Origin of the sequence: Streptomyces sp. 840.1, from assembly GCF_003751445.1 — a bacterium.
Classification (GTDB): domain Bacteria; phylum Actinomycetota; class Actinomycetes; order Streptomycetales; family Streptomycetaceae; genus Streptomyces.
In genome coordinates, this window is record NZ_RJUU01000001.1 from 4,857,528 (window position 1) to 4,875,992 (window position 18,465).

The 18,465-nt window shown below is 71.8% G+C and carries 17 protein-coding genes and 1 pseudogene; 9 read left to right on the top strand and 9 right to left on the bottom strand.

Annotation, left to right across the window (positions count from 1 at the left end; translation table 11 throughout):
• Nucleotides 1–53: 53 nt before the first annotated feature.
• Both EDD93_RS22185 and EDD93_RS22190 read right to left on the bottom strand, forming a co-directional pair.
• Nucleotides 54–527 (bottom strand): GNAT family N-acetyltransferase, encoded by a 474-nt coding sequence (locus tag EDD93_RS22185; RefSeq protein ID WP_123526809.1) that lies wholly within the window; start codon nt 525–527, stop codon nt 54–56.
• A 2-nt stretch (nt 528–529) separates the two neighbouring features.
• Complete coding sequence (locus EDD93_RS22190) at nt 530–1,300, bottom strand: IclR family transcriptional regulator (protein WP_123526810.1); 771 nt, start codon at nt 1,298–1,300, stop codon at nt 530–532.
• A gap of 206 nt (nt 1,301–1,506) precedes the next feature.
• Here EDD93_RS22190 and EDD93_RS22195 point away from each other — a divergent pair, with 206 nt between their 5' ends.
• The 7 genes from EDD93_RS22195 (at nt 1,507) to EDD93_RS22225 (ending at nt 7,974) form a co-directional block, all read left to right on the top strand.
• Entirely contained in the window at nt 1,507–3,027 is a 1,521-nt protein-coding gene (locus EDD93_RS22195; RefSeq protein ID WP_123526811.1) for an aldehyde dehydrogenase (NADP(+)), read from the top strand.
• On the top strand, nt 3,024–3,635 hold the full coding sequence (locus EDD93_RS22200; RefSeq protein ID WP_123526812.1) for a DUF1349 domain-containing protein: 612 nt from the start codon (nt 3,024–3,026) through the stop codon (nt 3,633–3,635). The genes EDD93_RS22195 and EDD93_RS22200 overlap by 4 nt, the downstream gene beginning before the upstream one ends.
• A 104-nt stretch (nt 3,636–3,739) precedes the next feature.
• Nucleotides 3,740–4,003 (top strand): hypothetical protein, encoded by a 264-nt coding sequence (locus EDD93_RS22205; protein ID WP_123526813.1) that lies wholly within the window; start codon nt 3,740–3,742, stop codon nt 4,001–4,003.
• A 219-nt stretch (nt 4,004–4,222) separates the two neighbouring features.
• Nucleotides 4,223–5,194, top strand: coding sequence for a polysaccharide lyase family 1 protein (locus EDD93_RS22210; protein ID WP_123526814.1), 972 nt, complete (start codon nt 4,223–4,225; stop codon nt 5,192–5,194).
• A 301-nt stretch (nt 5,195–5,495) separates the two neighbouring features.
• Nucleotides 5,496–5,981, top strand: coding sequence for a GNAT family N-acetyltransferase (locus tag EDD93_RS22215; protein ID WP_123526815.1), 486 nt, complete (start codon nt 5,496–5,498; stop codon nt 5,979–5,981).
• A gap of 119 nt (nt 5,982–6,100) precedes the next feature.
• Entirely contained in the window at nt 6,101–6,820 is a 720-nt protein-coding gene (locus EDD93_RS22220) for a DsbA family oxidoreductase (RefSeq protein WP_123526816.1), read from the top strand.
• Nucleotides 6,821–6,912: 92 nt separating this feature from the next.
• On the top strand, nt 6,913–7,974 hold the full coding sequence (locus EDD93_RS22225) for an aminotransferase class V-fold PLP-dependent enzyme (protein ID WP_123526817.1): 1,062 nt from the start codon (nt 6,913–6,915) through the stop codon (nt 7,972–7,974).
• A 21-nt stretch (nt 7,975–7,995) separates the two neighbouring features.
• On the opposite strand, the gene EDD93_RS22230 is transcribed toward EDD93_RS22225, so the two are convergent.
• The 6 genes from EDD93_RS22230 to EDD93_RS22255 form a co-directional block, all read right to left on the bottom strand.
• The gene (locus EDD93_RS22230) at nt 7,996–9,021 is read right to left on the bottom strand and encodes a VOC family protein (RefSeq protein WP_123526818.1); all 1,026 of its coding nucleotides are present in this window, start codon (nt 9,019–9,021) and stop codon (nt 7,996–7,998) included.
• A gap of 202 nt (nt 9,022–9,223) precedes the next feature.
• Nucleotides 9,224–10,117 (bottom strand): ectoine hydroxylase, encoded by an 894-nt coding sequence (thpD, locus tag EDD93_RS22235; RefSeq protein WP_123526819.1) that lies wholly within the window; start codon nt 10,115–10,117, stop codon nt 9,224–9,226.
• Nucleotides 10,118–10,123: 6 nt separating this feature from the next.
• Complete coding sequence (locus EDD93_RS22240; protein ID WP_123526820.1) at nt 10,124–10,522, bottom strand: ectoine synthase; 399 nt, start codon at nt 10,520–10,522, stop codon at nt 10,124–10,126.
• Between the two features lie 107 nt (nt 10,523–10,629).
• Nucleotides 10,630–11,892 (bottom strand): diaminobutyrate--2-oxoglutarate transaminase, encoded by a 1,263-nt coding sequence (ectB, locus tag EDD93_RS22245; protein WP_123526821.1) that lies wholly within the window; start codon nt 11,890–11,892, stop codon nt 10,630–10,632.
• 87 nt (nt 11,893–11,979) lie between these two features.
• Nucleotides 11,980–12,444: a diaminobutyrate acetyltransferase gene (gene ectA, locus EDD93_RS22250; RefSeq protein ID WP_123526822.1), complete on the bottom strand. Its 465-nt coding sequence runs from the start codon at nt 12,442–12,444 to the stop codon at nt 11,980–11,982.
• A gap of 382 nt (nt 12,445–12,826) precedes the next feature.
• On the bottom strand, nt 12,827–13,933 hold the full coding sequence (locus tag EDD93_RS22255) for an alanine--glyoxylate aminotransferase family protein (protein WP_123527920.1): 1,107 nt from the start codon (nt 13,931–13,933) through the stop codon (nt 12,827–12,829).
• A gap of 136 nt (nt 13,934–14,069) precedes the next feature.
• On the opposite strand from EDD93_RS22255, the gene EDD93_RS22260 reads away from it, so the two are divergent.
• Together EDD93_RS22260 and EDD93_RS22265 are read left to right on the top strand one after the other, a co-directional pair.
• On the top strand, nt 14,070–15,146 hold the full coding sequence (locus EDD93_RS22260) for an amidohydrolase family protein (RefSeq protein WP_398905121.1): 1,077 nt from the start codon (nt 14,070–14,072) through the stop codon (nt 15,144–15,146).
• A gap of 332 nt (nt 15,147–15,478) precedes the next feature.
• Nucleotides 15,479–16,600, top strand: coding sequence for an SCO1860 family LAETG-anchored protein (locus EDD93_RS22265; protein WP_123526823.1), 1,122 nt, complete (start codon nt 15,479–15,481; stop codon nt 16,598–16,600).
• A gap of 129 nt (nt 16,601–16,729) precedes the next feature.
• On the opposite strand, the pseudogene cobC reads toward EDD93_RS22265, so the two are convergent.
• Nucleotides 16,730–18,455: pseudogene (gene cobC / locus EDD93_RS22270) on the bottom strand (Rv2231c family pyridoxal phosphate-dependent protein CobC).
• Nucleotides 18,456–18,465 lie beyond the last annotated feature (10 nt).

Sequence of the window (18,465 nt, forward strand, 5' to 3'; positions counted from 1 at the left end):
ATACCGGATGGTGATCCGCCTCCCCCGCGCGGGGGAGGCGGGCCGCCCGCCGCTCATCCGGGCAGGGTGAACAGCAGCTCGGCCGTCTCCTCGCCGCGGGCATGCGCGTAGCCGCGGTCCTTGCCCGTCACGGTGAACCCGCACTTCTCCAGTACCCGCCGCGACCCCGCGTTGTCCGCCGCGGCGCGCGCGTACAGCGGACGTTCCGGCACGCGGACCAGCAGCGCCCGCAGCGCCGCGGTGGCCAGCCCCTGGCCCCATCGCGCACGGTCGATCCAGTAGGTGACATCGCGGTCGTCCGGCGGTCCGTAGACCCCGGCGTTGCCGACCACCGCGCCGTCGGCGAGGACGCTGCACATCACGACCGACGGGTCGGCCAGGATCCGCGCCCAGTGGGCGTCGAACGCGTGCCGGTCCGTGGGGTCCTCACTGGTGAACGCGGCGGCGTGGACCGCCACCGGGTCGGACATCCAGTCGAAGAACAGCGGCAGATCGCCGTCCCGCACCGGGCGCAGTGTGACCTCCACGGTCAGAGCCTCCGGGTCGCGAGGGTCAGCCGGTCGCGCGCGTCGAACAGTGAGTCCTTGACGGTCTGTTCGTGCGCGGGCGTGAGCCGGGCGACCGGCACCGAGCAGCTGATCGCGTCGCGCGCCGGGGTGCGGTACGGGATCGCGACGCCGAAGCAGCGCAGCCCCAGGGTGTTCTCCTCGCGGTCCACCGCGTATCCCTGCTCGCGGATCAGGTGCAGCTCCTCGATGAGCTTCTCCCGGTCGGTCAGGGTGTGCTCGGTCAGCGCGGGCAGCGTCTCGGGCATCATCTTGCGTACCTGCTCGTCGCTGTGGGTGGCCAGCAGGGCCTTGCCGAGCGAGGTGGAGTGCGCGGGCAGCCGGCGGCCGACCCGGGTGAAGGGGCGCAGATAGTGCTGGGACTGCCGGGTGGCGAGGTACACCACGTTCGTCCCGTCCAGGCGGGCCAGGTGGATGGTCTCGGTGGTGTCGTCGGAGAGCCGGTCCAGGGTGGGGCGGGAGGCCGCGACGACCTCGTCGCCGTCGATGTACGAGGTGCCGACCAGCAGCGCCCGTACGCCGATCCCGTAACGCGTCCCGGTCGCGTCCGTCTCCACCCAGCCCAGCTCGACCAGGGTCCGCAACAGCATGTAGAGGCTGGACTTGGGATATCCGACGGCCTCCTGCACCGCCGCGAGCGAGTGCATGCCGGGCCGCCCGGCGAAGTACTCCAGCAGCTCCACCGTCCGCACCGCGGACTTGACCTGTGCCCCACCAGACTCGGCAACCGACATCGCCCTACGCCCCTTCCAGCCCACTCTACGAAACCTGCCCACTTATGAACCCGCCCGCGCGCGGAACCCGCCCGCTTACGGAACCCACGACTTCTTGCCAACACCGAACGCCCGGAAATAGAGTCGCTTCATATTCACGATCAGGAACTTTGTTCAGAATACCGAACAACTTCCGATGTGTGGCAGTGGAGCGGAAGGAAAAAACGGTGGCAGCAGCACCAGTCTGGAGCGTCGACCCCCGCACCGGGAACCCGCGTGAGCAGGTTGCGGTGGAGGCTACAGCGGAGGAGGTCGACCGGGCGGTCCGGGCCGCCCACGCCGTCCGCGCCTCGCTCGCCGACCGCACCGTGCGCGCCGCGTTCCTGCGCACCGCGGCCGACCTGCTCGCCGAGGCAGGGGAGCACGTCATCGAGGCCGCCGACGCCGAGACCGCGCTCGGCCCGGCCCGGCTCACCGGTGAACTCGCGCGCACCGCAGCCCAGTTGAGGGCCTTCGCCGAGGTCGTGGACGAGGGTGCGTTCCTCGACATCCACATCGACCACGAGGACGCCACCCGCACCCCGCCCTGGCCCGACCTGCGCCGCTACAAGATCCCGCTCGGGGTCGTCGCCGTCTACGCGGCCAGCAATTTCCCGCTCGCGTTCTCCGTACCCGGCGGCGACACCGCCAGCGCGCTGGCGGCCGGCTGCCCGGTCGTCGTCAAGGCCCACCCCGACCACCCGGCGACCTCCGAACTCTGCGCCTCCGTGCTGCGCAGGGCCGCCGCCCAGGCAGGACTGCCCGAGGACGTCGTCACCGTCGTGCACGGCTTCGAAGCCGGCGTCGAACTGGTCAGGCACCCCCTCGTCAGCGCGGCCGGCTTCACCGGCTCGGTGCGCGGCGGCCGCGCCCTCTTCGACGCGGCGGCGGCCAGGCCCGCCCCCATCCCCTTCCACGGCGAGCTCGGCTCCCTCAACCCCGTCGTCGTCACCGAGGCGGCCGCCGCCGAGCGCGGCGAGCAGATCGGCACCGGGCTCGCGGGCTCGATGACCATGGGCGCGGGCCAGTTCTGCACCAAGCCCGGATTCGTCCTCGCCCCCGCGGGCGATACCGGCGACCGGCTCCTGAAGTCCCTCACCGAAGCCGTCAGCGACACCGAGGCGGGCGTCCTGCTCGACCACCGGATGCGCGACGCCTTCCTCGCCGGAGTGCGCGAGCGCGCCGGACTCCCGGACGTGCAGGCCCCGGTCACCCCGGGCGCGGGCGGCGAGCACACCGTCGCGGCCGGCTTCCTGACCGTACCGGCGGCACTGCTCACCGCCGAGGGCCCGCACGACGCCCTCCTGGAGGAGTGTTTCGGCCCGGTCACCGTGGTGGCCCGCTACACCTCCCAGGAAGAGGTCGCCGCGGTCCTGTCCCGGCTGCCCGGCAACCTCACCGCCACCCTCCAGATCGCCACGGAGGAGGCCGACGACGACGCCGCCGGACTCCTGGCCGCGCTCACCCCGCTGGCGGGCCGCGTCCTGGTCAACGGCTGGCCGACCGGCGTCGCCGTCGCGCCCGCCCAGCACCACGGCGGCCCCTACCCGGCCACCACCTCCACCTCCACCTCGGTCGGTGCCACCGCGATCGAGCGCTGGCTGCGCCCGGTCAGCTACCAGACCACCCCCGAGGCCCTGCTCCCGCCGGAGCTCCGCGAGGACAACCCGCTGGGCCTGCCCCGCCGGGTGGACGGGCGGCGCGCATGACCCTGCGACTCCCCGAACTCCCCTTCGGCCTCGAACCGTCCGGCCCCGCCACCGGGTGGAGCTACGAGGACGGCACCCTGACCGCTCGCGCGGGCGCCCGGCAGGACCGATTCGTCCCGCCGGCCGGCGATGCCACCGACCCCGCGAGCGACGCGCCCCGGCTCCTGGGCACCGCCCCGGAGGGCGACTTCCAGCTGATCGCCCGGGTACGGGTCGGCTTCGCCGCCCCCTTCGACGCGGGCGTCCTCTACCTCCACGTCGGCGACCGCGAGTGGGCCAAGCTCTGCCTGGAGCTCTCCCCGGACCGCCCCACCATCTGTACGGTCGTCACCCGCGGCCACTCCGACGACGTCAACTCCGCCGTCGTGGACGGCGACACCCACTGGCTGCGCCTGAGCCGTACCGGCAAGGCCTTCGCCTGCCACGCCTCCGCCGACGGCGAGAAGTGGACCTTCGTCCGCGTCTTCGCCCTGGGCACCCCGGAGCAGGCGGCCGCCGCGTCCATCGGCTTCCTGGTCCAGTCACCCACGGGCGACGGCTGCGAGGCCGCCTTCGACCGGATCACGTTCCGCCCGAGGGGGCTGGTGGACCTGCGCGACGGGAGCTGACCGGACCGCACGCCCCCGAGCGTGTTCGACGGGCAAGGTGCGGGATAGTCATGGATGCTACTTTTCGACGGTTTTTCGCGGTTTTTGTCGAAAGGTGACGAACGGTGACGTCTCTCTACGATGCGGACCTGACGGGCGACGAGACGATCGAGACCCCTTTCGGTGCGCTCACGCTCGAACACACCTTGCCCACCGATGAGACCTCCGAGCTGCTGTTCGATCAGATGGACGCGCAGCGCGCCGCCCAGGCGTACGTGTGGATGAAGACCGTCGCCCGGGACGGCTGGTTCGTCCACTTCCGCCTCTACGGTCCCACCCAGCCGTTCTTCGACCGGAGCTGGGCCCTGCCCGACTTCCGAGCCGTGTGACGGCCGGGGGTCCGGAGTCCGGTGAGGGCTGCGGGGCGGGTGCGCGCCGCGGGCGCAGGCTTCCGTCCGCTGAACGGAAATCACCTCCTCGACCCGGCAACCCCCCGCCCTCCGGCGACGACTACAGGGAGCCAGCGGCCGCCAAGCGAGCGCACCGCGCCGCGTACGAGCCGCTCGGCACAGCACCCTCCCCGCACGTCGTCGTACCGAAGGGACATCATGCGCACCCAACTCCGCACCCGCAGCCGTGGCCTCACGGCCCTCGCCGCCGGGACAGTCGCCGTCGTCGCCGTCGCCCTGCTCCCGGGCTCCGCCGGGGCCGCCGAAACCTCTCCCGTGGGCTACGGGGCCGGCACGACCGGCGGCGGCAGCACCGCCGCCGTGACCGTCACCAGCCTCGACGCGTTCAAGACGGCCGTCACCGGCACCGCCGCCAAGACCGTCAAGGTCAGCGGGATCATCTCGCTCAGCGGCCAGGTCGACATCGGGTCCAACACCACCGTCCTGGGCGTCGGTTCGTCCTCCGGGTTCACCGGTGGCGGGCTGCGGCTGAAGAACTCGACGAACATCGTGATCCGCAACCTCAACATCAGCAAGCCGGTCGCCCCCGCCGACGGGATCACCGTCCAGAAGTCCACCAAGGTGTGGATCGACCACAACACCTTCTCCGCCGACCGCGACCACGACAAGGACTACTACGACGGTCTGCTCGACATCACCCACGCCTCCGACCAGGTCACCGTCTCCTGGAACACCTTCAAGGACCACTACAAGGGCAGCCTGGTCGGCCACAGCGACAACAACGCGAGCGAGGACACCGGCCACCTCCATGTGACCTACCACCACAACTACTTCAACAACGTCAACTCCCGTATCCCCAGCCTCCGGTTCGGCACCGGCCACTTCTACGACAACTACGTCGTGGGCGCCTCGACGGCCGTGCACTCCCGGATGGGCGCGCAGATGCTGGTGGAGAACAACGTCTTCCGCAGTACCGGTGTAGCCATCACCACCATCCGGGACAGCGACGAGGACGGCTACGTCGTGGAACGCGGCAACGACCTCGGCGGCGCGGCCACCGAGATCTCGCAGGTCGGTACGTTGACCCGGGCGCCGTACTCGTACACCGCCGAACCTGCCTCGTCCGTGGTCTCCTCGGTGACCGGCGGAGCGGGCGCCGGGAAGATCTAGGGCCTCTCGTCCGGATCATGCCGGGCTCGCGGTGTCCGGTGCGCACATCTGCGGCGTTCCGTCGGTCGCCAATGCTCCTTTCCCAGGCTCTCGGCTTCGCTCGGGCAGGGGAGGCCCCATCCCGCTCCCTCGTCCGCCTCGCAGCTGCACGCACCGGACACCGCTCCCTGATCCGGCCTGATCCACCGAAAGACCCCAGTGCTGTGACTGCATACGTTCACCGTGCCCCCGCACCGCCCGGGGCGCGGCCCGCTGCCGGTCCGGCCGCAACCCGTCGCCGGTCCGGCGCGTCCCCTTCAGCATGATCCGAACAGCCACGCCCGCCGATCTCGACGACATAGTCCGCCTGCACACCGAAGCGCGTGCCACCTACTACCGAGGCCACCTCCCGGAGGAGGAGTACCTGGGCGCCGAGGAGGTCGGCCGCAGCCGGGGCGGCTGGGCGCGCGCCGTCGACCGGGAAGGCGCCACCGTGCTCTGCGCGGAGCGCGACGGCGTCCTCGCCGGCATCGCGGCCCACGCCGTCCGCGACGGCGTCATGCACCTGACCCAGCTCCACGTGGCACCGGACCGGTGGCGCCAGGGCGTCGGCACCGAGCTGCACGAGGCGTGCGTGGCGGCCTGGCAGCGCGACGGGGTGGCTGAGGCCCGGCTGGAGGTCTTCGTCCACAACACCCGCGCCCAGTCCTTCTACGTGGCCAGGGGCTGGGCCCCCGATCCGGATCATCCCCGCACGAGCGACCATCTGGTGCTGCGCCTGGCGGTGCCGGCCGGGGTACGCGCCTGAGCGGGGCGGGAACGAGCGGGCGGGAATGACCCGGGCCCGGACAGGTGTTCCCACAGGAGCGGAGGGTCCCTCCGCGCTGTTTTCGAGCAGCCCCCGAGAGCCCGGAGAGTTGAAGAGTCATGCGCGTCGAGATCTGGAGCGACATCGCCTGCCCGTGGTGCTACATCGGCAAGGCCCGTTTCGAGAAGGGCCTGGCCGGGTTCGCCCACCGTGACGAGGTCGAGGTGGTGCACCGCTCCTTCGAGCTCGACCCGGGGCGGGCCAAGGGCGACACCGTGCAGGTCCTCGACATGCTGGCGCGGAAGTACGGGCGCAGCCCCGAGGAGGCGCGGTCCATGGAGGCGAACGTCGCCGCCAACGCGCACTCCGAGGGGCTCGGCTACCGCACCGAGGGGCGGGACCACGGCAGCACCTTCGACATCCACCGGCTGCTGCACCTGGCCAAGGCCCGCGGGCGTCAGAACGAGCTGCTGGACCTCGCCTACCGGGCGAACTTCGCCGAGGAGCGGTCCGTCTTCGACGGCGAGGTGCTGGCCGAGCTCGCCGTGGAGGCCGGACTGGACGCCGACGAGGCGCGTGCCGTGCTCGCCGACCCCGAGGCGTACGCGGACGAGGTGCGGGCCGACGAGCGGGAGGCGTCCGAGCTGGGCGCCAACGGGGTGCCGTTCTTCGTGCTGGACCGGCGGTACGGGATCTCCGGCGGCCAGCCCGCCGAGGTCTTCGCCCAGGCGCTGGAGCAGGCGTGGCAGGACCGCCCGCTGACGGCGATCGGCGGGGACGCCGCGGCCTGTGACGCCGACGGCGCGTGCGAGGTTCCGGCTGCGGGCGGCAACGGCTGACCGCAGCCCGCCTGTCCGCATAAGCATCGCTTGGGGATGCCCCTTGACTATTGGTGATTGACTATGGGTTGAGGGGCCTCCAGGCTGGGCGGATGATGATCTCTTCGCTCAGCCGTGCGGTCGACGCCGAGTTCGCGCCGGAGACCGCCTACCTCAACACCTCAAGCTGCGGGCTGCTGCCCCGCCGGACCGTGGCCGCGGTGAAGGCCCTCGCCGAGGAGAACGCCACCGGCCGCCGGGACGGGGCCGGCGACTTCGGGGCCGCCGACGCCGCGCGGGAGGGCTTCGCGCGGATCGCCGGTGTCGGGGCCGGCCGGGTCGCGGTCGGCAGCTCGGTCTCCGTCCACGTCGGGCTGATCGCCTGCTCGCTCCCGGCGGGGGCCGAAGTGCTCGCGCCGGAGGGGGAGTTCAGCTCCGTCGTCAGTCCGTTCGCGGTCCGCGGCGACCTCCGGATGCGGTACGTCCCGCTGGCGGGGCTGGCCGAAGCGGTGCGTCCGGAGACCGCGCTCGTTGCCTTCTCCGCCGTGCAGTCCGCCGACGGCCGCACCGCGGACCTGGACGCGGTGCGGGAGGCGGCGGCCGTCCATGGCGCCCGTACGCTCCTTGACGCCACCCAGTCCGCCGGCTGGCTGCCGCTCGACGCCGGGGCGTACGACTACACGGTCGCGGGCGGCTACAAGTTCCTGCTCTGCCCGCGCGGCGCGTCGTTCCTCACCGTCACCGAGGAGGCGCAGGAGTCACTGCCGGCGGTCTTCGCGGGCTGGGTCAGCGCCGAGGACCGCTGGGGGAGCACCTACGGGCCGGTCGCCGAGCTCGCCCCCGACGCCCGCCGCTACGACGAGCCGCCCGCGTTCCTCTCGTACCACGGAGCCGAGCACTCCCTCGCGCTGCTGAACGAGATCGGCATCGACGCCGTCCACGACCACGCCACCGGCCTGGCGGCCCGCTTCCGGGCCGGTCTGGCGGGGGCGGGGCACGAGCCGGTGCCGGGGGACTCCGCCGTGGTCGCGGTGCCCGGACTCGGGGACCGCGCGGCGGAACTGATGCGGGCCGGCGTGATGGTCTCCAACCGGGCCGGCAACCTGCGCGCCGCCTTCCACCTGTACAACACGGCGGCCGACGTGGACCGCGCGCTGGACGTACTGACCGCCTGACCCCCGCGCTCCGCCCGCCCGCTACGACTGCGGGGCGTCGGCCGGCGGGGCTCCGTGCCACTTCCACGACGACACCCGTGCACGGCCCGGGAGTTCGGCGCGACCGGTGGACCACAGCAGTACGGTCCACCGGTCGCTGTCGTCCGGGGCGTCGGGGAAGAGCCGGGCCAGCACCCGGTCGCACAGCTCTGCGGGCGGCGTCCAGTCCAGGCCCAGGCCCTCGGCCAGGTCATGGGTGTGCACCAGGGTCTCCACGATGCCCATCGCGGCGAATCCCTCCGCGTCGGAGATCCCGAAGCCGTGGTACGAGCGGACGTCCGGCGCGGTCGTGGCGACCATCGCCGCGAGCATCGCCCCGCTCGCCTCCAGGACCTGCAGCAGACCGGCGGTGCCGGCCGCCGGATCGGCGAAGATCGCGTTGGACGGCCCGCCCTCGCGCCGCGGGCTCCAGTGGAACGGCACCTCCCCGTCCAACGGCGGTGACTGCGGTCCCAGTTGGGCCGCGTACGCGAACAGGTCGTCGCTCAGGTGCTCCACGGTCTCCCAGCAGGTCCAGCTCAGCGTCCCGGCCGGGGAGTGCCAGTTGTCCGCCGGGGCCTCCCTGAGCGCGGCGACCGCGAGCCGGACCGACGAGGTCACGTCGGCCGCGGTGACCGGGAGCCGCGTCCCGGTCAGCTCCGCCCGCTCGCGCGCACTGCACTCCACGCAGAACTCGTTGCCCTCCGGATCGGCCAGGGTCGCCCAGCCGCGCCCGTTCGGCTTGCGGTGATCGCCGACGAGGGTGGCGCCGAGGGCGAGCAGCCGCTCGACCTCCTCGTCCCGGGTGCGGTCGTCCGGCTGGATGTCGAAGTGGACGCGGTTCTTGGTGCTCTTGGGCTCGGGCACGGTGATGAACAGCAGCGCGGTGTCCGCGGTTTCGACGAGGGCCTCGGGGTCACCGGGGGAGTCCTCGTCGGATACGGGAGAGCCCAGCACCCCGGCCCAGAACGTGGCGAGCTCGTAGGCGTCGGCGCAGTCGACGGTGACGTGGTGCACGTGTGAAGTCATGGGCCACACTGTCGCCCGTGGCCGCCGGTCGGGTCCAGCGAGATACCCGGAGGCCCGGCCGGGCAAGCGATCACACGTTCCTGAGGGCTGTCCCGCTCCGGCGCGGATGCTCGCGGCAGCGGCGAAGGAGTGATCGCGCACGACGGCGGAGGGGGTGGGACGGCGCACCGTCCCACCCCCTCCGCCGTATCGCGGTCGGGCCCTACTTCACCGGCGTGAAGTCCCGCGCCCCGATGAACTCCGGGCGGCGGATCGGAGCCGCGAAGGGCTCCTCGGCCTTGTTCTCCACGCTGTTGAACACGATGAAGACGTTGCTGCGCGGGTACGGGGTGATGTTGTCGCCCGAACCGTGCATGGCGTTGCAGTCGAACCAGGTCGCCGAACCGGCCGGCCCCGTGAAGAGCTTGATGCCGTGCCGGTCGGCCATCTTCGTCAGCGCCTCGTCGGACGGGGTGCCCGCGTCCTGCATCTGCAGCGACTTCTTGTAGTTGTCCTTCGGTGTCTCACCCGCGCACCCGAGGAACGACTTGTGCGAGCCGGGCATGATCATCAGCCCGCCGTTGGTGTCGTAGTTCTCGGTCAGCGCGATCGAGACGGACACCGCCCGCATGTTCGGCAGACCGTCCTCGGCGTGCCAGGTCTCGAAGTCCGAGTGCCAGTAGAACCCCGAGGCACCGAAGCCCGGCTTGACGTTGATCCGGGACTGGTGGACGTACACGTCCGAGCCGAGGATCTGCCGGGCCCGGCCGACCACGCGCTCGTCGCTGACCAGCCGGGCGAACACCTCGCTGAGCCGGTGGACCTCGAAGACCGACCGTACGTCCTGCGACTTCGGCTCGATGATCGAGCGTTCGTCGGCCCGGACCGCAGGATCGGCGATCAGCCGCTCCAGTTCGGCGTGGTAGCCGGCCACTTCGTCCGGTTCGATCAGCTGGCCGACGGTGAGGAAGCCGTCGCGCTCAAACCCCTGGAGGTCCTTCGCGGAGACCGGCCCCGGTGCGCCCGGCGCGGACCAGATGACCGGGTCCTGGCGGGGAGTGGTCATCTCGGCGGCGCCGCGCGATGGGTACAGGTCGGCGCGTACATCAGTGGTCATGATGGTTCAGCCCTCCTCGGTCAGCAGCGGGTAGACACCGTTCTCGTCGTGGTCCTCCCGTCCGGTGACGGGAGGATTGAAGACGCACACGCACCGGAAGTCCGTCTTGGGACGCAGGGTGTGGTGCTCGTGCCCGTTCAACAGGTACATCGTGCCCGGGGCGATCCAGTGCTTCTCACCGGTCTCGTCGTTGGTGAGTTCTGCCTCGCCCTCCGTGCAGAGCACGGCCTCGATGTGGTTGGCGTACCACATCGAGGTCTCCGTGCCCGCGTACAGCACGGTCTCGTGGAGCGAGAAGCCCACCTTCTCCTTGGCGAGCACGATGCGCTTGCTCTCCCAGGTGCCGGAGGCGGACTTCACGTGCCGGTCGGTGTTCTCGACGTCACTGAACGATCGGACAATCACGGTGGGTCGGTGCCTTTCTCTCTACGGTGTATCTCATCGGGGCCGCCCGGGGGCGGCCCCGGGCCGGAGGCGGTCGGGTGACCTGGGGCCGGGCACCCGACCGCCTCTCAGGCGGTCTCGCGGACGCAGCGGGCCAGCGTGCGCAGGCCCTCGTCCAGCTCCTCGGGGGTGATGGTCAGCGGCGGGAGCAGCTTGACGACCTCGCTCTGCGGGCCGGACGTCTCCAGCAGCAGCCCCAGCTCGAAGGCGCGGGCGCACACGGCCGACGCACGCGCCGGGTCATCGAACTCCAGACCCCACACGAGTCCGCGGCCGCGGAACCGCGCGCTGTCGTGCTCGCCGCAGATCGCCAGCAGGGTCTGTTCGACCTGCTGGCCGCGGGCCCGGGTCTGCTGCGCCATCTGGCCGTCGGCCCAGTAGGCGTCGAGCGTGGCGGCGGCGGTGACGAAGGCCGGGTTGTTGCCGCGGAAGGTGCCGTTGTGCTCGCCCGGCTCCCAGATGTCCAGCTCACCCTTGAAGAGGCAGAGTGACATGGGCATGCCGTAGCCGCTGATCGACTTCGACAGGGTCACGATGTCCGGGACGATGCCGGACTCCTCGAAGGAGAAGAAGTCGCCGGTACGGCCGCAGCCCATCTGGATGTCGTCGACGATCAGGAGCATGTCCTGGCGGTGGCACAGCTCCTGGAGCGCGCGGAGCCACTCGGCGCGGGCGACGTTGATGCCGCCCTCGCCCTGGACCGTCTCCACGATCACGGCGGCGGGCTTGTTGAGGCCGGATCCCTGGTCCTCCAGGAGGCGCTCGAACCAGAGGAAGTCGGGGATCTGACCGTCGAAGTAGTTGTCGAACGGCATCGGGGTGCCGTGCACCAGCGGGATGCCGGCGCCGGCCCGCTTGAAGGCGTTGCCGGTGACGGCCAGCGAGCCGAGCGACATGCCGTGGAAGGCGTTGGTGAACGACACCACGGACTCGCGGCCCTTGACCTTGCGGGCGAGCTTCAGCGCCGACTCGACGGCGTTGGTGCCCGTCGGGCCGGGGAACATCACCTTGTACGGCAGGTCGCGCGGCCGCAGGATGACGTTCTGGAAGGTCTCCAGGAAGGCCCGCTTGGCGGTGGTCGCCATGTCGAGGCCGTGGGTGATGCCGTCGCGCTCGATGTAGTCGATCAGCGCGCGTTTCAGCACCGGGTTGTTGTGGCCGTAGTTGAGTGATCCGGCTCCGGCGAAGAAGTCGAGGTACGAGTGGCCGTCCTCGTCCGTCAGGCGGGCGCCCTGCGCGCGGTCGAACACGGCGGGCCAGCCTCGGCAGTAGCTACGTACCTCGGACTCGAGGGTTTCGAAGACACTCAGGGCGGGCGGGGTGATGGTCACAGCGGGTCTCCTGCGTGAGGGGGGTGTGACGTGCGGCGGTGAAGGGGGGCGCGGCGGGCACCGGGGCCCGTCGGCGGAAGTGCTCGCTCAGGCGTGGAACGGGCCTATGCGGTAGAGCACTTCCGGCAGATGAGTGCCCTCCGGGAACAGGCCGCCGTCGAAGAGCACCTCGCGCTCCAGCGCCACGTCGTGGCGCTGGGCGTAGGACGTGAAAAGGCGGTCCGACGCGGTGTTGTCCGGTGTGATGGTCGTCTCGAGCGAGGCCAGGCCCTGGTGTGCGGCGACCCGTGAGGTCAGCTCGTCCAGCAGCTTCGCCGCCAGGCCCGTGCCGCGGTGGCCGTGGTCGACGGCCACCTGCCAGACGACGAGCGTCTCGGGGCGGTCTGGCCTGATGTACCCGGTCACGAAGGCGACCGGGCTGCCGGTCTCGTCGCGGGCGACCACGGAGGTCGCCGCGAAGTCACGGCACCACAGCAGGTAGCTGTACGAGGAGTTGAGGTCCAGGACCTTGGAGTCGCGGGCTATGCGCCAGATCGCGGCTCCGTCCTCCACTCGTGGGGTGTCGATGGTGATGAATTCGCTTCGGGCACGTGCAAAATCTGCTGGTGCGGCGGTCATGGATTTGAATTTACCCAGCAAATTTCGAAATTGCATCGAGGAAAAGGGTTGGGTGAAGACGCCTTCTGTGCTATCACGCGGGTGCGCGCTCCAGCGCGAAACGGTTGCGATTCCTTCCGAATTGACCCGGATTTATCGGGCAAAACGAACTCGGTGTGGAGTCGGTCACAACGTGATAACTCTATGGAGACGTAACCGAAATGAGTGACGGACCCTCGTGGAAACTGGGGCGTTTAGTCTTCGGAGAAGCGGGCAGAAGAATGCGGGGAGCTGTTCTCGACGAAACAACTCCCCGCATTCTTGAATTGCGCACGATTTATTCGCTGGGCCAGGTTTCCGAAACCGCCTTGCGGGCAGCTTCGAAATTGACCTGCCGGCCCGCATCGGCCAGCGCCGCCCCCAGAGCAGCGAGCGAGGAGAGCACCGCGCCCCGCGTCGCGTCCACCCCGTAGTGATTGACCCGGATCATCTCCCCGGCCAGCGCCCCGCCGCCCGCGATCAGCGGCAGCGAGGGGTCCTCGGACAGTGCCCGCGCCACCAGGCCCGCGGCGTCCACGCCCTGCGGAGCGCGCAGCGTGGTCGCCACCGGTGCGGCGTCCTTCGCCTCACGCACGTACGGGGCCAGCCCGCCGCCCAGCGCGAGCGCGCCGGCCCGGGTGGCCGCAGCCGCGGCGGCGTGCCGGGCCATGACGGCGTCCAGGCCCTCCGCCTCGATCCGCTCCGTGCAGGCCTCCAGGGCCAGCATCTCCAGCTGGGCCGGTGCATGCGGCAGCGCCTTGCGCCCACCGTCGATCCAGCGCTCCTTCCAGTCCAGCAGCGAGAGGTAGGAGCGGCGCGGGGCCTGCGGGTTGGCCGCCAGCCGCTCCCAGGCGCGGGCGCTCACCGACACCGCGGACACCCCGGCCGGGCCGCCCATCGCCTTCTGCGCGCCGATCACGCACAGGTCGACGCCCCACGCGTCCGGCAGCAGCGGCTCGGCGCCCACCGAGGCCACGGCGTCCAGCATGAACAGCGCCCCGTGCGCGCGCACGACCTCACCGATCTCCGCGACCGGGTTGGTGTTGCCGGTCGCCGCCTCCGCGTGCACCAGCGAGACGAAGTCGATCTCCGGGTTGGCGTCCAGCGCCTGCGCTACCTGTTCGGCGGTGACGGCGGTGTGGAAGGGCACCGCCAGGTCGACGACCTCGGTGCCGCAGTCGCGCAGCCAGTTGCCGAAGGTCTGCCCGTAGGGACCCGTCACCACGTTCAGGGCGGTCGACCCGGGCCGGGCGCCGCCCCGGATGCAGCCTTCGAGGGGGAGCAGGGCCTCGCCCTGCGTGATGACGACATCCTGCTCGGTGGCCAGCAGCCGGGCCACCCGCCGCTCGATCGACGCGAAATGCGCGGCGGTGAGCGGGCTGAGGTCGAGGAAGGGGTGCGTCACGGTGCTGCTCTCTTCGGGATCGGGACGGTGTACGGGCCTGCGGACCGGGCCCGCACCGAGCGTACCCAGCACCTCGCGGCCCGCCCGAGGGGTCCCTCGTACAGTGCTGTCCATGAGTGATCACCAGGCGCCGAGGGTGCTGCATGTGAAGGGGCGGGTGCTCGTCGGACCCGAAGAGGTCAGGGACGAACTCTGGGCGGTCGACGGGCGCGTCACATACGAGCGGCCCCCCGGCGCGGACGGGGCGACCGTCCTCACCGGCTGGACGCTGCCGGGGCTGGTCGACGCCCACTGCCACGTCGGGCTCGACCACCACGGGGCCGTCGACACGGCGACCACCGAGAAGCAGGCCGTCGACGACCGGGAGGCCGGCGCGCTGCTCCTGCGCGACGCGGGTTCGCCCGCCGACACCCGGTGGATCGACGACCGCGAGGACCTCCCGAAGATCATCCGGGCCGGCCGCCACATCGCCAGGACCCGGCGCTACACCAGGAACTACGCGTACGAGATCGAGCCGGACGAGCTTGTCGCGTACGTGGCGCAGGAGGCGCGCCGCGGCGACGGCTGGGTGAAGCTGGTCGGGGACTGGATCGACCGGGAGGTGGGCGACCTGACCGCCTGCTGGCCGCGCGAGGCGGTCGGGGCCGCCATCGAGGAGGCACACCGGCTGGGCGCCAGGGTCACCGCGCACTGCTTCGCGGAGGACTCGCTGCGCGATCTCGTCGAGGCCGGGATCGACTGCGTCGAGCACGCGACCGGGCTCACCGAGGAGACCGTCCCGCTCTTCGCCGAGCGCGGGGTGGCGATCGTCCCGACGCTGGTCAACATCGCCACCTTCCCCTCGCTGGCGCGCGGCGGCGACGCCAAGTACCCGCGCTGGTCGGCCCATATGCGCCGGCTGCACGAGCGGCGTTACGACACGGTGGGCGCCGCCTACGACGCCGGGGTCCCCGTCTTCGTGGGCACCGACGCGGGCGGGGTGCTGGCCCACGGGCTGGTGGCCGACGAGGTCGCGGAACTGGTGAAGGCGGGCATCCCGGCCCTGGAGGCGCTGTCCGCGGCGGCCTGGGGCGCCCGCGCGTGGCTCGGGCGGCCGGGGCTGGAGGAGGGGGCCCCGGCGGACCTGGTGGTGTACGACGAGGACCCGCGGGCGGACGTGCGCGTGCTGGCCGCGCCCCGCAGGGTCGTGCTGAACGGACGGGTGATCGGCTGACGGGTGCCCCGGGGCGGACCGGCCCCGGGGTGCGCCGTGTTGACCGGCAGTTACCGGAGCCCGGACCGTTCGTTGAACCACTTCTGCGTGCGCCCCGGTACCGCCGTCCCCGAGCCGCTCACACTCAGTGAAACGGGTGAACCCGAGGAACGCACGTGCCGGAATATTCGAATACAAGCACGGAAACCCCCCTTTGGGGTGAACTCACCTCAGGTATCCGCCAGTTCACCCTCCGTGCGTAAAGATTCACGGAGTCGAGGCCACCGGTGCCCGCGATGTCCCCCATTGGACGGCGCCGGCGGCTCCAAGTCTCTTGTGGGGGTTCCACCATCTTGAACAGCAACACCTTCCGCCTCGCTGCCCTTGCGGTCGCCGCCGCTCCCGTCGCGCTGCTGGTCGCCGTCCCGGCCCAGGCCGCCACCGCGACCACCGCCGCGACCACCGGCGGCGGGAAGGCGAGCGCGGTAGTGCTCCGCACCGCACTCGACGTCTCGCTCCTGAACAAGACGATCGATGTCCCGCTCAGGACCACGCTCAACGAGGTACACGCCCCGGCCACCAAGAAGGAGACCGCGCTCAGCGTGCGGCTCGACGGCGTGGAGCACGGACAGCCGGTCAAGGTCCTGCGCGCGGATGTCGCGACGGCGAACGCGACCGTCGACAAGCACCGTGCCGAGGGCTACACGAACATCGCGAAGGCCCGGCTCCACCTGCCCGGACTGCCGTTGCTCTCGCTGATCGAGGTCGAGCAGATCACCACGAAGGCGGTCTGCGAGGTGGGCCACCGGCCGGTGGCCGAGGCGAACGTGCTGGGGCATGTGAAGGTGCTCGGCCGGCGCGTCACCCTCACCACCGGAGGCACCACCGAGATCAAGGTGCCCGGTGTCGGTGAGGTGGCGCTCGACCTGGCGAAGACGGACACCACCTCGCGCACCGCGGCGGCCACGGCGCTCCGGCTGAAGGTCTCGGTCAACCCGCTCAAGCTCAACGTCGCCGATGTGCAGGGCGAGGTCACGCTCGCCGAGGCCACCTGCGAGACCCCGAAGGCGCCCAAGCCGGGCGGCTCCACCGGCGGCTCTTCGGACGGCGGCTCCTCGAACGGTGGTTCGTCCGACGGTGGTTCGTCCGACGGTGGTTCCGACAACGGTGGTTCGTCCGACGGGGGCTCCAGCACCAACGGCTCCGGCAGCTCCGGCAGCTCCGGCACTTCGGGCAGCGGGGGCAGCTCGGGCAACGGGGGCAGCAGCAGTTCCACCTCCGGTCACTCCGGTGGTGACTCCGGCGGCGATGTGAAGACGCAGACCGGCACCGGCAACGCCCCCGCGGCCACCGACGCCGACCTCGCCGAGACGGGCTCCAGCTCCACCACGCCGTACATCGCCGGTGGCGCGGCCCTGCTGCTGGCAGCCGGCGCGGGCGCCATGGTCGTGGCCAGGCGGCGTTCGCAGAACTGACCTGCGGGGGAGTGAGTCAGGGCCCGAGGGGGCGGCCGGGGGGCCGTAGGTAAAGGGGGCGGGGAGCGGTGTTCCACGGACGGAGCACCGCTCCCCGCCCCTCGGCGCGACACCTGCCGGGCGGGGCCGTCACCTGCTGACGGCGGTCAGCGCCTGGAGCGCCTGGTCGAGCACCTGCAGAAACCGGTTGGTCGTCGTACGGTCGCGCACGGCCAGCCGCAGCCAGTCGGTACCGAGCCCCGGGAACGTGTCGCCGCGCCGGGCGGCGAAGCCCAGCATCCGCAGCCGCTCCCGTATCTCCGCAGCCCGTTCGAGCCGGATCAGGACGAAGGGCGCCTCGGCCGGCTCCACCACCCGGATCTCGGTGAACTCGCGCAGCCCGGCGACCAGATGACACCGGTCCACCGCGATGCGCTCCGCAGCGGCCGCCGCCTCGGCCAGCGCGCTCGGCTCCACGCACGCCTCGGCCGCCGCCAGAGCGGGCGAGGACACCGGCCACAGCGGCTGCGCCTGCGCCAGCCTGCGCACGGTCTCCGGCGCGGCCGTGACGTAGCCGATCCGCAGCCCGGCGAGCCCCCAGGTCTTGGTGAGGCTGCGCAGGACCACGAGCCCGGGGACGTCCGTACGGCCGCACAGCGCCTCGCGCTCACCGGGCACTGCGTCCATGAACGCCTCGTCGACCACGAGAGTGCGCCCCGGGCGGGCCAGCTTCTCCAGGACGGCGGAGGGGTGCAGCACGGATGTCGGGTTGGTCGGATTGCCGACCACCACCAGATCCGCGTCGTCCGGAACGGCGGCCGGATCCAGCCGGAAGCCGTCCTCGGCCCGCAGCAGCACCCGGCCCACCTCGTGCCCGGCCGCGCGCAGGGCGGCCTCGGGCTCGGTGAACTGGGGATGGACCACCACCGGCCGCCGGGCCGGCAGCGCGCGTGCGATCAGCACGAACGCCTCCGCCGCACCCGAGGTCAACAGGACCCGCTCGGGCGGCAGCCCGTGCCGTGCGGCGACCGCCGCGAGCGCGGGGCGTCCGTCCGGATAGGCGGAGAGTGCGCCCAGCGACGCGGCTATCCGCTCCTTCAGCCAGGCCGGTGGGGTGCCGGCCCGTACGTTGACGGCGAGATCGGTCAGATCCCGGCCCCGTCCCCGTACCTCCGCGTCACCGTGATGCCGCAGATCGTGGGCGCCCGCGCCGGTCGCGTCGGGGCTCTCAGTGGGAGTGTGCATGACCGCCATGGTGGGGGTGGGGGTGGGGGGAATGGCCGTCGTCGTCAGGGTGGGAGTACGGAAGAACGACTATGCGCCCCCCGGCAGGCTTCACGCAACGGTCCGGACCCGACGGCGCGAGGTGCGTGACCGGCGGCAGGAGCGCCGTCGCCGCCCCCGCGACGGCGGGGTGCCCGCGCGGAGCCCGGCGGACGACGGCGCAGGTGACCATCGCCGCGCGCCCCTCCGGGCGCGACTTCCGCTTCGGCACGAGGAGTTCACCGCCCTCGGCGAGCGCGGCGGCCTCCGCCACCGAGGGCGTGCCGACGGCTGCCAGCGGTGCGCCGGACGGATGCGGAACCCCGACACGGGCCAGCACCTCGGCGGCGTACGCCCGCAGCGGCACACCGAGCTCGGCGGCGGCGGCCACGATCCCCGGCTCCCCGGCCCTGGCGTCGACGGTCACCAACTCCGCGACGCTCAGCGGCGAGAGCCCCGCCCCGGCCAGGGTCTCCCGGATCAGCCCGACCACCTCGTCCCGAGGCGCGCCCCTGGACGCGCCGACGCCGACGATGAGCGAGGCGGGCTCCGGCCCGTACGTCGGCGGACCGGGAAGCGGACCGGGAAGGCGACCGCGGGCACTCTCGGTCATGGGACGGTCC

Coding starts and splice junctions, on each gene's coding strand:
- EDD93_RS22215 (WP_123526815.1), top strand. CDS start 5,496: ATGATCCGAACAGCCACGCCCGCCGATCTCGACGACATAGTCCGCCTG.
- thpD (WP_123526819.1), bottom strand. CDS start 10,117: ATGACCACTGATGTACGCGCCGACCTGTACCCATCGCGCGGCGCCGCC.
- EDD93_RS22220 (WP_123526816.1), top strand. CDS start 6,101: ATGCGCGTCGAGATCTGGAGCGACATCGCCTGCCCGTGGTGCTACATC.
- EDD93_RS22225 (WP_123526817.1), top strand. CDS start 6,913: ATGATGATCTCTTCGCTCAGCCGTGCGGTCGACGCCGAGTTCGCGCCG.
- EDD93_RS22210 (WP_123526814.1), top strand. CDS start 4,223: ATGCGCACCCAACTCCGCACCCGCAGCCGTGGCCTCACGGCCCTCGCC.
- EDD93_RS22200 (WP_123526812.1), top strand. CDS start 3,024: ATGACCCTGCGACTCCCCGAACTCCCCTTCGGCCTCGAACCGTCCGGC.
- EDD93_RS22190 (WP_123526810.1), bottom strand. CDS start 1,300: ATGTCGGTTGCCGAGTCTGGTGGGGCACAGGTCAAGTCCGCGGTGCGG.
- EDD93_RS22230 (WP_123526818.1), bottom strand. CDS start 9,021: ATGACTTCACACGTGCACCACGTCACCGTCGACTGCGCCGACGCCTAC.